16 protein-coding genes are annotated in these 14,006 nt (G+C 67.3%); 1 reads left to right on the forward strand and 15 read right to left on the reverse strand.

What is annotated here, in order from left to right; all coding sequences use genetic code 11:
- Positions 1–48: 48 nt before the first annotated feature.
- The 7 genes from secB to DFR39_RS15280 form a co-directional block, all read right to left on the reverse strand.
- A complete protein-coding gene (gene secB, locus DFR39_RS15250; protein ID WP_133604479.1) occupies positions 49–504 on the reverse strand; it encodes a protein-export chaperone SecB in 456 nt (151 codons plus the stop codon).
- A gap of 143 nt (positions 505–647) precedes the next feature.
- Complete coding sequence (gene grxC, locus DFR39_RS15255) at positions 648–908, reverse strand: glutaredoxin 3 (protein ID WP_133604481.1); 261 nt, start codon at positions 906–908, stop codon at positions 648–650.
- Between the two features lie 65 nt (positions 909–973).
- The gene (locus tag DFR39_RS15260; protein WP_133604483.1) at positions 974–1,387 is read right to left on the reverse strand and encodes a rhodanese-like domain-containing protein; all 414 of its coding nucleotides are present in this window, start codon (positions 1,385–1,387) and stop codon (positions 974–976) included.
- 102 nt (positions 1,388–1,489) lie between these two features.
- On the reverse strand, positions 1,490–3,004 hold the full coding sequence (locus DFR39_RS20395; protein WP_133604485.1) for a methyl-accepting chemotaxis protein: 1,515 nt from the start codon (positions 3,002–3,004) through the stop codon (positions 1,490–1,492).
- Between the two features lie 119 nt (positions 3,005–3,123).
- A complete protein-coding gene (locus DFR39_RS15270; RefSeq protein ID WP_246030855.1) occupies positions 3,124–3,561 on the reverse strand; it encodes a substrate-binding domain-containing protein in 438 nt (145 codons plus the stop codon).
- 17 nt (positions 3,562–3,578) lie between these two features.
- Positions 3,579–4,817 (reverse strand): porin, encoded by a 1,239-nt coding sequence (locus DFR39_RS15275; protein ID WP_133604487.1) that lies wholly within the window; start codon positions 4,815–4,817, stop codon positions 3,579–3,581.
- 291 nt (positions 4,818–5,108) lie between these two features.
- Positions 5,109–6,146 carry a glycosyltransferase family 9 protein gene (locus tag DFR39_RS15280; protein ID WP_133604488.1) on the reverse strand — a complete coding sequence of 346 codons (1,038 nt, stop codon included), beginning with the start codon at positions 6,144–6,146 and terminating at the stop codon, positions 5,109–5,111.
- 96 nt (positions 6,147–6,242) lie between these two features.
- On the opposite strand from DFR39_RS15280, the gene DFR39_RS15285 reads away from it, so the two are divergent.
- Complete coding sequence (locus DFR39_RS15285) at positions 6,243–6,902, forward strand: DUF4254 domain-containing protein (RefSeq protein WP_133604489.1); 660 nt, start codon at positions 6,243–6,245, stop codon at positions 6,900–6,902.
- Positions 6,903–6,910: 8 nt separating this feature from the next.
- Here DFR39_RS15285 and DFR39_RS15290 read toward each other — a convergent pair whose 3' ends face one another.
- The 8 genes from DFR39_RS15290 to DFR39_RS15325 are packed head-to-tail and all read right to left on the reverse strand — an operon-like array spanning position 6,911 to position 13,985.
- Positions 6,911–7,801: a ribose-phosphate diphosphokinase gene (locus DFR39_RS15290; RefSeq protein WP_133604490.1), complete on the reverse strand. Its 891-nt coding sequence runs from the start codon at positions 7,799–7,801 to the stop codon at positions 6,911–6,913.
- A 40-nt stretch (positions 7,802–7,841) separates the two neighbouring features.
- The gene (locus tag DFR39_RS15295) at positions 7,842–9,437 is read right to left on the reverse strand and encodes a thymidine phosphorylase family protein (RefSeq protein WP_133604491.1); all 1,596 of its coding nucleotides are present in this window, start codon (positions 9,435–9,437) and stop codon (positions 7,842–7,844) included.
- A 27-nt stretch (positions 9,438–9,464) separates the two neighbouring features.
- Positions 9,465–10,208: a lysophospholipid acyltransferase family protein gene (locus DFR39_RS15300; protein WP_133604492.1), complete on the reverse strand. Its 744-nt coding sequence runs from the start codon at positions 10,206–10,208 to the stop codon at positions 9,465–9,467.
- A complete protein-coding gene (locus DFR39_RS15305; protein ID WP_133604494.1) occupies positions 10,196–11,506 on the reverse strand; it encodes a dihydroorotase in 1,311 nt (436 codons plus the stop codon). Before DFR39_RS15305 ends, DFR39_RS15300 begins: the two co-directional genes overlap by 13 nt.
- On the reverse strand, positions 11,503–12,465 hold the full coding sequence (locus DFR39_RS15310) for an aspartate carbamoyltransferase catalytic subunit (RefSeq protein ID WP_133604496.1): 963 nt from the start codon (positions 12,463–12,465) through the stop codon (positions 11,503–11,505). Before DFR39_RS15310 ends, DFR39_RS15305 begins: the two co-directional genes overlap by 4 nt.
- A 16-nt stretch (positions 12,466–12,481) precedes the next feature.
- Entirely contained in the window at positions 12,482–12,976 is a 495-nt protein-coding gene (gene pyrR, locus DFR39_RS15315) for a bifunctional pyr operon transcriptional regulator/uracil phosphoribosyltransferase PyrR (RefSeq protein WP_133604498.1), read from the reverse strand.
- On the reverse strand, positions 12,973–13,410 hold the full coding sequence (gene ruvX / locus DFR39_RS15320; RefSeq protein ID WP_133604499.1) for a Holliday junction resolvase RuvX: 438 nt from the start codon (positions 13,408–13,410) through the stop codon (positions 12,973–12,975). The genes pyrR and ruvX overlap by 4 nt, the downstream gene beginning before the upstream one ends.
- On the reverse strand, positions 13,407–13,985 hold the full coding sequence (locus DFR39_RS15325) for a YqgE/AlgH family protein (RefSeq protein WP_246030856.1): 579 nt from the start codon (positions 13,983–13,985) through the stop codon (positions 13,407–13,409). Before DFR39_RS15325 ends, ruvX begins: the two co-directional genes overlap by 4 nt.
- Between the last annotated feature and the right edge of the window lie 21 nt (positions 13,986–14,006).

Here is a 14,006-nt window from a genome sequence, read left to right on the forward strand (position 1 = left end):
CCGCTTGCTGCAGCCAGGGGCGTTGCATGACAGCTCAGGTCAACGGGATCAGTTGACGGCGCCCTGTGCCTCGCGCTGTGCCTGCTGGGCCTCGAACATGGCCTGGAAGTTCACTTCCGACAGGATCACAGGCGGGAAGCCGGCACGGGTGCAGACGTCCGAGACCACGGCACGCAGATAGGGATAGATCATCTGCGGGCAGACGATGCCGATGATGCCTTCCAGCTGTTCCTGGGGCAGATTGCGGATTTCGAAGATGCCGGCCTGCTTGGCCTCGATCAGGAACAGGGTCTTGTCACCGACCTTGGTGGTCACGGTGGCGGTCACGCTGACCTCGAAAAAGCCCTCGCTCACCGGCTCGGCCGCCAGCGCCAGATTGATGTCGACCTGGGGCTGGGTCTGTTCCAGCAGGATCTGGGGCGCGTTCGGCTGCTCCAGCGACAGGTCCTTCAGGTACATGCGCTGAATCTGGAACACGGGGGTGTTGTTGCTCTCGTCGGCCATGATGGTGATGTCGGTTCGGTTGGACCCGCCGGCCAATTGCCGCGGGCAGCAGGGCGCGATTATGGCCCAGGCGCAAGACCGCCCTGCTCAAGCACGCAAGGCCACAAGCAAGCCCCTCAGCCCGGGGGCACCGGGCCCGGGTCTTAGGCGCCCTGCAGCAGGGGCATCAGAGCGCCGCGTTGGTCCAGGGCGACGAGGTCATCGCAACCGCCCACATGGGTCTCGCCGATGAAGATCTGCGGCACGGTGCGGCGGCCGGTCAGGGCCATCATGGACTCGCGTTCAGCGGGGTTCAGATCCACCCGGACCTCATCGATGTTCTCGACGCCGCGCTGCTTGAGCAGCGCCTTGGCCCGCACACAGTAGGGGCAGACCTGGGTGGTGTACATCTTCACGGCTTGCATCAGCCTGGCTCCTGCACAAAAACAAAAGGCGCCGGTCCCCGCAGGGCCACCGGCGCCGTCGGGCCTCAGGCGGTCTTTTCGACCGGCAGATTGGCCTCACGCCATGCGGCCAGACCGCCGGCCAGCGGCTGGGCCTTTTCATAGCCCAGCTTGCGCAGCATGCCAGCCGCGCGGCCGGCGCGTGCGCCGGTGGCGCACAGCACCACAATGGGCAGGGACTTGTTGGAGGGCAGTTGCTTGGCGCCGGCTTCGATGCTGCCCAGGGGCAGATTCTTGGACCCAGCCACATGCGCGGCCGCGTACTCGGCGGGCTCGCTCACGTCCAGCAGCACCGCCTTCTCGCGGTTGACCAGGCGCACGGCTTCGGCCGTGGACACCGCTGCGCCAGCAGCACCGCGCACCAGGCTGGGCCACAGCAGCAGGCCGCCGGACACAAGAGCGGCCAGCACCAAATACCAGTTTTCGATCAGGAAATTCAAGATGTGGGGGCCCGGTAAGGATTGATGGAAGAGGCGGGATTATAAAAACAGCGCGGCCGCCGGCGAAGACCGGCGGCCGCGCGATAGGCTGAAGCCCGGCGCTCAGCGCAACTTGAAGGTGGAGACTGCGGCCTGCAGAGCCTGGGCCTGCTGTTCGAGGCTGCTCGCCGCGGCGGCAGCTTCTTCCACCAGGGCAGCATTTTGCTGGGTCATCTGATCCAGCTGTCCCACCGACTGGTTGACCTGTGCAATGCCGTCGCGCTGCTCACTCGCCGCGGCGCTGATCTCACCGATGATGTCGGTGACACGCTGCACGCTGGAGACGATCTCGGTCATCGTGCTGCCCGCGTCCTGCACCAGGCGACTACCCGACTCCACACGCTCCATGCTGGCGCCGATCAGGGTCTTGATCTCACGCGCTGCTTCGGCACTGCGCTGGGCCAGGGACCGGACCTCGCCCGCCACCACGGCAAAGCCTCGGCCCTGCTCGCCGGCACGCGCCGCCTCCACCGCCGCATTCAGGGCCAGGATGTTGGTCTGGAAGGCAATGCCGTCGATCACGCCGATGATGTCGCCGATCTTCCGGGAGCTGCTGTTGATGTCCTCCATGGTGCTCACCACCTGGGCCACCACCTCACCCCCCTTGGCGGCCACGGCGGCAGCGGAACCCGCCAGCTGATTGGCCTGGGCCGCCGCGTCAGCACTCTGGCGCACCGTCTCCGTCAGCGTCTGCATATGGCTGGCCGTATGCTCGAGGGAGCTGGCCTGCTTTTCGGTGCGCACCGAGAGATCATTGTTGCCTACCGCAATCTCGCGCGAAGCCACGGTGATGGAGTCCGTGCCGCTGCGCACATTGCTGACGATGCCAGCCAAACCCTGGGACATGGCGCGCACGGCGGCCAGCAGACTGGCCTCGGCACCAGGCGCCACCGTGATCTGTTGGGACAGATCGCCTTCCGCCATCTGGCGCATCACGTCTCGGGCGTACTCGGGCTCACCGCCCAGTTGGCGCCAGACATTGCCGATCAGCATCCAGGAACCCAGGCCCAGCGCCAGAACCACCAGCACGGCGCTGATGACAATGGCCGTCAGGCTGGACGACACGCCGCCATGAGCACGCTGCAAGCCCGCATCAAAGCCCTCGCTGGCCTGCACCCGCGCAGCCTTGAGCTCGGTCTCGAACGCCTTCAGCGCAGCCTGCATCTTGGGCACGGCCGCGGCCTGATCACCCTGCTTGATGCCCAGGAAGAGCTGGGCGGTGTCCACCGCCGCCGCATGGTAGGCCTCGAAGGCCGACTTGAGCTTGCCGCCCACCTCGGCCTTGCCCTCGATGCGTGCAATCGCATCCAGCAGCTTGCGCATGGATGCGGCTCGTTCGTTGGCCTCGTCAAGGCGCTTCTTCTCACCCTCGGCCACAGCGCTCTGGATGGTGGCCCCCAGGGCCTCCAGGTTGGACGCCAGCTGGGTGGTGGCATCCAGATACGGGAAATCGACCTCGCCGATGGCGCTGATCGCGGCCGAGGTACGGGATGAAAAGCCCCACACCACCGCAATCCCCACGGCAAAAATCAGGACCGCAAAGGCCGGCAGCAACCAGATCCGGGTACGGACATTCATAAGTTCAACTCCAAAACCGACGCGCCCGGCCACTCGGGACCCGGCGCGCCGTGAACGCTCCCAGCACGGTTTTCTTCTCGTTCTTCTTGAGCAGGGGGGCGCGAAGCCGCCCCTAGGACTCAGTCCACGGTCAGCACGGCCTTGACGCTTCCATCCACCGCCGACTTCTCCACATAGCCGATGGCATCGGGATTGGCCGCCACGAATTTCTTGACCTCGGCGCTGTTGGCCAGTTCCTTGGGCGGCGTGGCCTTGCCGGAGAACACCAGGCGCGACCAGGCTGCCTTGACCTGGGCAGACTGCTTGCCCGTGACCTTGGTGTAGAACTGTTCCCGGATGGCAGCACTTTCGGCCTGATCCACGGCGGCGGCCGTGCCCCCGCTGGGCAGGGTGTTGCTCTTGCCCAGGAAGATGTTGGACACCTGCTCGGCCGTCATGCTGGCGGCCGGGTTCTTGGGGTTGACGATGACCGCCACCTGGGCGGCTGCGCTGGTGATGAAGCCCAGACCCGACAGGGCAGCGGCCAGGACCTGCTTGTTCAGCTTGCTCTTATTCATTGTTTGGGTCCCCCGCCTCAGAACACAAAGTCCACGGCCAGGCTGTAGACGTTCACGCTGTCGCCCCCGAATCCGGGCTGTGCGCCGGTGAACAGACCATCGCCGCGCTTGGGCGTGACGCGATCGTACTGGGCCTTGAGCGCGATATTGCGCCAGGCATCCCAGCGCAGGCCCAGAGCCGTGGTGTTCTGCTCGGTGGACTGACCCGCCACCACCAGATTAACCCCGCCACGCAGGGTCGGCAGCGCGGCATCGATGGCCGGCACGCCCACGGCGGTCGGCAAGCTGCCCACATTGCTGCTGTCCACCTTGAGGCGCGACACCGTCACATAGGGCGTGAATTTGCCATGGCGCATGCCCAGGGTGCCGTACCAGCCCGTGGTGTCCGGCACATAGGAATCGGTGCGGCGCATGGTGTACTCGAAATTGGCCAGCCACTGGCCACGATCCACGGCCAAGCCGATGCCGGTGAAGCTCGCGTCCTTGCCATCCGCCGCCAACTGGTTGCCCACGGCCGAGATGCTGGGCACCGGAATACCGCGCAGGGTGCCGACCAAGCTGTTCAGGGTGTTGTTGTAAACGTGGAGCTTACCCTGCACATGACCCAGGCGCAGGGTGATGCCGCCATCGAACTCGGCTGTGGTGTTGAAACCCACCATGTTCTTGAGCTTGACCTTGGTTCCCTCGAAATGCGAACCCGCGACACCACCGAACAACTGGGCGCTCAGCGTGGTGGAGCCCAGACTCTTTTGGTAGAGCGCATCTGCCCCATCAAAGTTGCTGATAGGGACCTGGCCGTAGACATCGAGCGGCGGGCGCAACCAGGTGTTGGCGTAGCCCACGTCTCGGAAATCGGAGACGGCAAACAGCGGTGCACCCATACGACCGGCGCGCAGGGCCAAGCCCGGACTGAGCTGGGCCTTGACGAAGGCCCACTCCAACTCCGGTGTCCAGTTGCCTTTGCCATTCTGCTTGGTCAGCAGCTGGCCCGTGGCCGAGAACATGGGATTGAAACGGCCGGTGAGCTGCAAGCCCAGCTTGCTGTCCACCTCGCCGCTCCAGGACTTGTCGCCCCCACGCAGCTGGCCGGGGATGACGTACAGCGCCTTGTCGCTGCTGGTGCCAACCAAGCCGGCAGTGGCGAAACCCGAAAAGCTCCAGGCCGACTGCTGATTAGCCTGAGCCTGCGCACCGAAACAGCTGAGAGCGGCTGCCAGCGGTATCAAGCGCTGAGCCATCTGAGGCAACGACACCATGGTATTCATCCTTTTTGGTTTGACAACTTGATGGCGACTTCAGCGGCAGAAGCAATCGCTGTGCGCCTACCGCCCCAGGCCACGAGCAAATGATCGGCCCTTGGACTGGATTCTTGAACCCAATTTGGGGCCGATTTGCCTACTTTTGTGCTTTTTTGCCCCTGAAATGGGACTGCTACGAGCAGCCCGGACTGAGGCCACCGGGAAGTGACGCGCGACCGCTACAGGCCACAATAGAACCGAAAAAATACCAATACAAGAACAAGGTGACTGCTCGGGCACCCACGCACATCAACGGGGCTCAGCGCCCGGAGGCATGACCTCCTGCAGACAGTGCGGCCACGCGCCACCACTGGGCGGAGCCCCCGCCAACAAGGCTTCGCTGCGGCTCAGCACCTGCTGCGCAGTCCACCAGCCAGGATGCTGGCGCATGACATCGACGCGGCTCCCCCAGGGGGCCCAGTGCTCTGGCTCCGTGGGCCCCAGCACGCTGAGCAAACGGGCACCCACGGCCGCGGCTAGGTGGCCAGGCCCGGTGTCATTGCTCACCACCAGGGCGGCCCGGCGCTGCAGGGCCGCATAGACGCCGAGATTGAGCCCGGGCAGGCTCAGCGCCTGCGGGAAACGTTCGGCCGCCACCTGCTCCTCACCCGGTCCGGGACACACCAGCAGGCGCAGCCCGCGCGCCGAGGCCAGCCTGGCGAACTCAGCAAAATGGGGCCAGGTCTTGCTCAAGGTATCGAAGTCACCCGCCGCAAAGGGGCAGATCAGCACATAGGGCTCATGGACACCGTGCCGCGCCAGCAGCTGCTCCGCCAGCTCCTGCTGGGCCGGACTGGGTGTAAGCCCGATCTCGGCGGGCGGCAGGGGACGCTCAATGCCCAGAAAGCGGCAGGCCAGATCCCAGTAGTTCAGCAGGGCATGACTCTGCGCCGGCATGGGCCAGCTGCGTGACAGCAGCAAGGAGCGCGCCTCATGCCGGTAGCCCACGGCCCGCAAGCCGGCCAGGCGCATCTCCAGGGCGGAGCCAAAGGACCAGGGCAGGACCAGCGCATTGAGCCGCGAATCAAACGCGGGGTCGCCCATCTGCGCCTGCGCCCGCAGGGCGCGCAGCTGTGCGGCACGAGCCCGCGTCCCCTTGGCCAAGACATTCACCGACCAGGACTGCCCCTCCAGCAGCGCCGGAGCCCAGGCCTTGCCGACCAGCACGGGCGTGTAGCCATGCTGCTCCAACAGATGCAGCGCCGGTATGCCGAGCACCACATCGCCCACGAAATTGCGCAGCCGCACGATCACGGTCCTGGTGGCGGCTTGAGGGACCTGGGTCATTGATTTTCTTGGGCCTCGCGGGGCACTGTTGATCGATTGCAGAGAAAATTCTGCCAGCCAGCGCCGCGCCAGCCGACCTCCCCGGAAAAACAATTCATGAACAGCATCGCCCCCCTGCCCGCGTCCAAGGAACTTGCCCAGCTCCACGATCAGGCCTTGCAAGACCACGATGGGTTGCAGGAGCCGGCTGTCGATCAGGTGGACGAGCTCCGGCTCTGGATCGCACGCAACCACTTCTACAACAGCAAGCTGTGGGCCGAGGAAGACCTGGCGCGCCGCACCCAGGTCACCGACAGCGAGATTGCCGCCAACAAGCGCGCCATCGACCGCTACAACCAGGCGCGCAATGACGCCACGGAGCGCGTGGACGAGCTGCTGCTGCTGCGCCTGGGCCTGGTCGACGCTCAATCCGCACGCAGCGATACGCCGCGCTCCCTGGCGCCCGCCGGGGCCCGACTCAATAGCGAGACGGCCGGCACCATGATGGACAGGCTGTCCATCCTGGCGCTCAAGATTCACGCCATGCGCCGGCAGGTGGAGCGCCGCGATGTGGATGAAGCGCATCGCAGCAGCAGCCGCGCCAAGCTGGGACAGCTGCTGCAACAGCGCGAGGATCTGGGCAGCTGCCTGGACGCCTTGCTGGCCGACGCCGCCGCGGGCCGGGCCTTCTTCAAGGTCTATCGCCAGTTCAAGATGTACAACGATCCGCGCTTCAATCCGGCCCTGGTGGCCGAGGCCGCAGCGGCGCGCGGCTGACGCCAGCCTCAGTGCTGCAGCAGCCGGCGCAGGCCCTGGGCCAGCAGCGGCACCACGCTGAGCGCATTGCTTTCGTGCGGCACGCTGTTGCTGCTCCAGATATGGCGCACGCCCGCCGCGCGCAGCGCCGGCAGGGCATCGCCGTTGAACAGCGCATGGGTCACGGCGACATCGACCGAGGCTGCGCCGCGCCGCAGCAGCTCGGCGGCCGAGCCGATCAGGGTGCGACCGGTGGAGGCCATATCGTCCAGCAGCACCACGGCACGCCCGGCCACCGGCAGCTCGGGCAGGGCCAGGCTCACGTCATGATCGCCGTGACGCAGCTTGCGTCCCACGGCGTAGTCCAGGCCGCCCGCGCGGGCCGCTTCGCGGACCCACTGGGAGGACTCCTCGTCCGGCCCGATCAGCAGACCGTCCGGCACGCGCTGCGCGATCCAGGCCCCGAGCAAGGGGGCGGCCGACAAGGCCAGCCCCGCCCCCGGCGGCATCACCTCATCCAGACTGGCAATGCGGTGCAGATGCGGATCGATGGTCAGCACATGATCGAACTGTTGGGCGAGCAGTCGGGCGATATGGCGCTGGCTGACCGCCTCGCCGGGCGTGAACTCCATGTCCTGGCGCATATAGGCCAGGTAGGGCGCCAGCAATAAGAGTTGACGCGCGCCCAGCTCCCGCGCCGTGGGCGCCGCGATCAGCAACTCCACCAGCTTCTCATTCGGCTGCTGCAGGCCGCGCAGCAGCAGCACATGCGGCGGCAGGGGCTTGGGCAGCACAAGACGCAACTCGCCGTCGGGAAAACGGTGCCGGCCCACAAAAGCCAGCGGCACCGCCAGGGCTTCACTCAGCTCGCGCGCCAAGGGCGCCTCATCCTCGAACGCCAGCAGCAGGGTCTGCTCCATGGACTTCTCCTTGTGCGCACCAGGCAGCGGTGTCACGGCTTCAGAACAGGAAGGGGCTGCCGCTGGCGAATTCGCGCGGCAGTTCCTGGGCGCTGCCCAGGGCATAGCCCGAATCCTTCTGCGCATGTGCCAGGGCAAAGCGCAGATCGGCCTCGTACTGGGCATGGATGCGGTAGAGCGGCTCGCCCTGGGACACCCGATCACCCAGTTTCTTGAGCAGGTCCAGGCCCGCTGAGGGCACCTGGGGCGCACCGGCCAGACGGGCGATGCGGGCAATGCGCAGATTGTCGGTCGCAATCACCACCCCATCGCTCGCGGCGCAGACCTCGGCCCGCAGCTGCCCCGGCTGCAAGACCTGCTCGCGGCGCCCCTGGGCGTCGATGATGGCGTTCATCTGCGCCAGGGCCCGCCCCGAGTCCAGGATGTCGCGCGCGATCTGGAAGCCCTCGCCGCCCCGCACATCGGGATCAAACTCGATCATTCGGCCGGCCAGGCGCAAGGCCTTCTGACGCAGATCCTGGGGCGCGGAGGGATCGCCCTGCAGCACCTGCATCACATCGCGGGCCTCCAGCACCGGCCCGATGCCCCGGCCTATGGGCTGGCGACCATCCGACAGCACCACATCGAGCTGCAGCCGCAGGTGCTTGGCCACATATTCGAACAGCTTCTTCAGGCGCTGAGCCTCGGCCATGGAGCGCACCTTGGCGCTGGGGCCCACCGGAATGTCCAGCACCAGATGGGTGGAACCGGCGGCGATCTTCTTGGACAGGATGGAGGCCACCATCTGGCCCGGCGAGTCGATGGACAGCGGGCGCTCCACCGAGATCAGGATATCGTCGGCGGGCGAGAGGTCGGCCGTGCCGCCCCAGGCCAGGCAGGCATGGGTCTCGCGCACGATTTCAACCATGCGCTCGAAGGGCAGCTCCACACGCGCCAGCACTTCCATGGTGTCGGCCGTGCCCGAGGGCGAGGTGATGGCGCGCGAGCTGGTCTTGGGGCAGGTCATGCCGTGGGCCGCCACAATGGGCACCACCAGCATGGAGGTGCGGTTGCCCGGGATGCCGCCGATGCAATGCTTGTCCACCACCACCCCATGCCCCACCTGACGCTGCCAGTCCAGCCGGCGCCCCACGGCAATCATGGCCTCGGTGAGGTGCACGATCTCCTCGCGGTCCAGCTCATACTGGTTGGTGGCCACCACAAAGGCCGCCAGCTCCACCTTGGAGTAGCGGGCCTGGGCCACGTCGCGGATGATGGCGTGGATCTCTTCCTTGCTCAGGCGCTCGCCCGCGATCTTGCGATGCAGGGCCGCGATGGACTGCGGCGGCTCGGCATGGCTGACGCTGGCGCTGTGGCCATCGTTGACCCCCAGGCGGGCAAAGGCGTCTTCACTGACCCCCAGCTCGCAGCCCTTGACGATGTGCTCGTCACTCACCACATTGAGCACGGCCAGAATGGTCTGCCCATTGGCATGGACCTCGACCTTGGACAGGGCCTGAAAACCTGCGGCACGCACCACGGGACAATCGCGGTGCATATAGACCACGTTCTCGCGCCAGGTGTCGATGCCGACACGGCGGATCTTCAGGGCCTGGCTGGCGGAGCTGCTGACAAGCGGGCTGCTGCGATCACTCATCGCCCCAATGTAGCCCAGGCTCAGGCGCTAGCGCATGCCCGCGATCAAGGCCGCGCCAATCTGTTCGCGCAGATGCTCGGCCAGCGCGCGCCGGTCCGCATGGGCCGTGGCCTGGGCCGACAGCAGCTCCACCCGCACCGCCAGCTCGCGGGCGCTGGCGATACGCCACAGGCTCTGGGCCAGGCTGGTGTCACCGATGAAGCGTGCCGCCGTGCTGAAGGGCTCATGGGGCTCGTGCCAGCGCAGCACCACGGGCTGTATGGGCAGCTCGGTGGCGATGGCGGCCTGCAGCAGATTGGCATGGAAGGGCAGCAGTTCGGGCCCGGCCCCGGTCGTGCCCTCGGGGAAGACGGCCACGGTGTCACCGGCCTTGAGGGCCTCGGCCGTCTGGTGCACCACGCGCAGCGCATCGCGCTTGCTGGCGCGCTCGATGAAGAGGGTGCCCACGCCCACAACCAGGCGCCCGACCAGCGGCCAGTGCTGCACATCGCCCTTGGAGATGAAGCGCGCCTCCGGGAGCACCGCATGCATGGCCGCGATATCCAGCCAGGACACATGGTTGGCCACCAGCAGCTTGGCACCGGGGCGCCCCTGACCCACGACCTCCAGGCGCACGCCCAGCAGCTGCAGCAGGCGGCGCGACCAGGCGCCCACATGGGCGTGACGCTGGGCGGGCTTCAGGCTGCCGAAGCGCAGGCTGACGATCAAGAGGCCGCGCAGCACATGCAGGCTGACGCGCCCCAGGCGCCAGACGGCGATCAGGCTGCGCATTCGTGGGCGATGTGGCCGGCCACCAGGGTGTAGCGCACGCGGCCGGGCAGCTCAAAGCCGCTCACGTCCGCCGCAAACGGCGTGTACTTGCCCTGGCTCAGCAGGGCCTCGGGGCGCACGGCCCAGCGGGTCTGGGCGTCGAAGACGCAGATATCCGCCACCCCACCCTCCACCAGCCGGCCGGCGCTGGCCGCCAGCGAACCCAGGGCCGGGCCCAGCACCCGCACCGGCTCGGCCGTGACCGTGGCCAGGGCGCGCGCCAGGGGCTGCTTGTCGTCCTCGGCCCATTTCAGCGCCAGGCTCAGCAGCAGCTCCAGGCCGGTGGCGCCGGGCGTGGCCTCGGCAAAGGGCAGCATCTTCTCGTCCTCGTCCACCGGCATATGGTCGGAGACCAGGGCATCCAGCGTGCCGTCGGCCAGGGCGGCGCGCAGGGCGTCGCGGTCGCGGCCCTGGCGCAGCGGCGGGTTCAGGCGCATCGCGGGGTTGAAGAAACCGATGTCCATATCGGTCAGGTGCAGGGAGTTGATGGACACATCGGCCGTCACCGGCAGTCCCTCCTGCTTGGCCGCGCGCAGCAGGGCCACGCCGGCGGCGCTGGAGAGGCGGCACAGATGCACCCGCGCACCGGTGGACCGCACCAGCTCGAAGATGGTGTGCAGGGCAATGGTCTCGGCCGTCACCGGCACGCCGGCCAGGCCCAGGCGGGTGGCCACGGCGCCGCTGGCGGCCACGCCACCGGACAGCCAGGGATCGAGCGGGCGCAGCCAGACCGCGTAGTCATAGGTGGCGGCGTACTGGAAGGCGCGGGTCAGGAACTGGGTGTTCCTGATGGGGCGCTCGGCCTGGCCGAAGCCCACGCAGCCTGCCTCGGTCAGCTCGGCCATCTCGGTCAGCACCTCGCCGTCCAGGCCGCGGGTCAGGGCGCCCAGGGGAAAGAGGCGGCAGCGGCTGAGCTTGCGGGCGCGGAACTTGAGCATCTCCACCAGGCCCGGCTCGTCCAGTGCGGGGTCGGTGTCGGGTGGGCAGACCAGGCTGGTCACGCCACCGGCCGCGGCCGCGGCCAGCTCGCTCTCCAGCATGCCGCGCTGCTCCAGACCCGGCTCGCGCAGGCGCGCCGCCAGGTCCACCAGGCCGGGCGCCACCACCAGGCCGCTGGCGTCGATGACACGGGCGGCCTCGAAATCGGCCGGCACATCGCCCAGGGCCACGATGCGGCCGGCCGCGATGGCCAGATCGCCCACGCGGTCCAGGCCGGAAGCCGGGTCGATCAGCCGGCCGTTCTTGATCAGGATCTTCATGCTTCGTTCCCAGCGAGGATGCTCATGACCGCCATGCGGACCGCGATGCCGAAGGTCACCTGCGGCAGGATCACGCTCTGCTTGCCATCGGCCACGGCGGAGTCGATCTCCACGCCGCGATTGATCGGGCCCGGGTGCATCACGATGGCGTCGGGCTTGGCCAGAGCCAGCTTCTCGGGCGTGAGGCCGAAGTTCTTGAAGAACTCGCCGGCGCTGGGCAGCATGGCGCCGCTCATGCGCTCGTTCTGCAGGCGCAGCATGATGATGACGTCGGCATCCCGGATGCCCTCGGCCATGTCGTGGCAGACGCGCACGCCCATGTCCTTGAGGTCGCCCGGCACCAGGGTCTTGGGGCCCACGGCGCGGATCTCGGGCACGCCCAAGATGTTGAGCGCATGGATGTCGGAGCGGGCCACGCGCGAGTGCACGATATCGCCCACGATGGCCACGGTCAGATTGCGGAAGTCCTTCTTGTAGTGCCTGATCGTGTACATATCGAGCAGGCCCTGGGTCGGGTGGGCGTGGCGACCGTCACCCGCGTTCACCACATGCACATGCGGCGCACAGTGCTGGGCGATCAGATAGGGCGCGCCCGATTCGCTGTGGCGCACCACGAACATGTCCGCGTGCATGGCGCTCAGATTGGCCACCGTGTCCAGCAGGGTCTCGCCCTTGGCGGTGCTGGAGCGCGCGATATCGAGATTGATCACATCGGCCGAGAGCCGCTTGGCCGCGATCTCGAAGGTGGTGCGGGTGCGGGTGCTGTTCTCGAAGAACAGATTGAACACCGACTTGCCGCGCAGCAGGGGCACCTTCTTGACCTCGCGGTCATTGACCGAGAGAAAGGTGCCGGCCGTGTCCAGGATCTGGTGGATCACCGCCTGCGGCAGGCCTTCGATGGAGAGCAGATGGATCAGCTCGCCGTGCTTGTTCAGTTGGGGGTTTCGTTTGCTCAGCATGGTGTTCTCCCCGGCCTCACTTCACGTCGAAGCTGAAGCGGCCCTCAGCGTCGCGGGCCAGGCGCAGCTTCTGCTCCGGGCCCAGCGTGACGCGTGCGGCCGAGAAGGCCGGCTCGATGGGCAGCTGACGTCCGCCGCGGTCCACCAGCACGGCCAGGGTCACGCTTGCGGGGCGGCCGAAGTCGAAGAGCTCGTTGATCACGGCGCGCGTGGTGCGGCCGGTGTAGAGCACATCGTCGATCAGCAGGATGGGGCGGCCCTCCACCTCGAAGGGCAGCTTGGTGTGGTCGGCCGCGGCGCTCATGCCCTTGGAGCCGAAATCGTCGCGGTGCAGGGCGCTGGAGATCACGCCGGGCAAGCCCGCCAGACCCAGGTCCTTCTGCAGGCGCTCGGCCAGCCAGGCGCCGCCCGACCAGATGCCCACCAGGGCGGTGTTGGGCTGCAGCAGCCGCTGCACACCGCGCAGAAGGTCGGTGTAGAGCGCCTCGGCGTCGAGGAGAAGTGTGCTCATGGGTGTTCCCGGAAGAATTGTTCAAGAATCAGCGCGGCCGAGGCCGCGTCGATATCGCGCGCGCCCTGGCTCTCGGCCTCGACGCTGGTGTAGCGCTCGTCCACCTCGTAGACGGGCAGGCGGAAGCGGCTTTTGAGCTGGCGGCCGAACTTGCGCGCCCGCAGCGTGATCTCGTGCTCGGCGCCGTCCGGGTGGAAGGGCACGCCGATCACCAGGGCGTCGGGTTGCCACTCCTGGATCAGGCGGGCAATGGCCTCGAAGCGCGCCTCGCCCTCCTGCTGGATGCTGCGCAGGGGCTGGCCCGTGCCGCTGAAGCGCGTGCCCGTGGCCACACCGACCCGGCGGCTGCCAAAGTCAAAAGCCAGAAGAGACTGCGCGGTGGCCGGCGAGGCAGCGGAGGCGGGCTTGGCGGGCGTGGAAGAGGCCGCCATCATGCGTGACCCGCGTCCATGCTGAGCATGCGCGGGTCTATGCCCAGCAGGGACAGGGCCTTGTCATAGCGCTGCTCGACGGGGGTGTCGAAGATGATGGCCGGCTGAGCGTCCACGGTGAGCCAGCCGTTGCGGCCGATCTCTTCCTCCAGCTGACCGGCGGCCCAGCCGCTGTAGCCCAGGGTCACCAGCAGCCTCTTGGGGCCGGCGCCGTGGGCCAGGGCCTCCAGCACATCGCGGCTGGTGGTCATCTCCAGGCCGCCCGGCACGGCCAGGGTGGCGTTGTAGTGGCCGCCCTCCTCGTCCAGGGGCTCGTGCAACACGAAGCCGCGCTCGGTCTGGACCGGGCCGCCGTAGAACACCGGCCGCGCGGCCAGTTCTTCATCGGGCAGGTTCAGGTCCACCTTCTCGAAGAGATTGCCCAAGGTCAGAGAGATGGGCTTGTTGATCACCAGGCCCAGGGCGCCCTTGTCGTTGTGCTCGCACAGGTAGATGACGGTTCCGGCAAAAGCATCGTCCGCCATGCCCGGCATGGCGATCAGGAACTGGTTGGTGAGGGCCATCTGGTGCTTGGACATCCGGGCATTTTATTCTCTGGC

Source organism: Roseateles asaccharophilus (assembly GCF_004362405.1).
Taxonomy (GTDB): Bacteria; Pseudomonadota; Gammaproteobacteria; order Burkholderiales; family Burkholderiaceae_C; genus Kinneretia; species Kinneretia asaccharophila.

Bases quoted from the DNA above. Each gene is read 5' to 3' on its own strand.
- secB (WP_133604479.1), bottom strand. From the start codon at position 504: ATGGCCGACGAGAGCAACAACACCCCCGTGTTCCAGATTCAGCGCATG.
- grxC (WP_133604481.1), bottom strand. From the start codon at position 908: ATGCAAGCCGTGAAGATGTACACCACCCAGGTCTGCCCCTACTGTGTG.
- DFR39_RS20395 (WP_133604485.1), bottom strand. From the start codon at position 3,004: ATGAATGTCCGTACCCGGATCTGGTTGCTGCCGGCCTTTGCGGTCCTG.
- DFR39_RS15270 (WP_246030855.1), bottom strand. From the start codon at position 3,561: ATGAATAAGAGCAAGCTGAACAAGCAGGTCCTGGCCGCTGCCCTGTCG.
- DFR39_RS15275 (WP_133604487.1), bottom strand. From the start codon at position 4,817: ATGGTGTCGTTGCCTCAGATGGCTCAGCGCTTGATACCGCTGGCAGCC.
- DFR39_RS15280 (WP_133604488.1), bottom strand. From the start codon at position 6,146: ATGACCCAGGTCCCTCAAGCCGCCACCAGGACCGTGATCGTGCGGCTG.
- DFR39_RS15285 (WP_133604489.1), top strand. From the start codon at position 6,243: ATGAACAGCATCGCCCCCCTGCCCGCGTCCAAGGAACTTGCCCAGCTC.
- DFR39_RS15290 (WP_133604490.1), bottom strand. From the start codon at position 7,801: ATGGAGCAGACCCTGCTGCTGGCGTTCGAGGATGAGGCGCCCTTGGCG.
- DFR39_RS15295 (WP_133604491.1), bottom strand. From the start codon at position 9,437: ATGAGTGATCGCAGCAGCCCGCTTGTCAGCAGCTCCGCCAGCCAGGCC.
- DFR39_RS15300 (WP_133604492.1), bottom strand. From the start codon at position 10,208: ATGCGCAGCCTGATCGCCGTCTGGCGCCTGGGGCGCGTCAGCCTGCAT.
- DFR39_RS15305 (WP_133604494.1), bottom strand. From the start codon at position 11,506: ATGAAGATCCTGATCAAGAACGGCCGGCTGATCGACCCGGCTTCCGGC.
- DFR39_RS15310 (WP_133604496.1), bottom strand. From the start codon at position 12,465: ATGCTGAGCAAACGAAACCCCCAACTGAACAAGCACGGCGAGCTGATC.
- pyrR (WP_133604498.1), bottom strand. From the start codon at position 12,976: ATGAGCACACTTCTCCTCGACGCCGAGGCGCTCTACACCGACCTTCTG.
- ruvX (WP_133604499.1), bottom strand. From the start codon at position 13,410: ATGATGGCGGCCTCTTCCACGCCCGCCAAGCCCGCCTCCGCTGCCTCG.
- DFR39_RS15325 (WP_246030856.1), bottom strand. From the start codon at position 13,985: ATGTCCAAGCACCAGATGGCCCTCACCAACCAGTTCCTGATCGCCATG.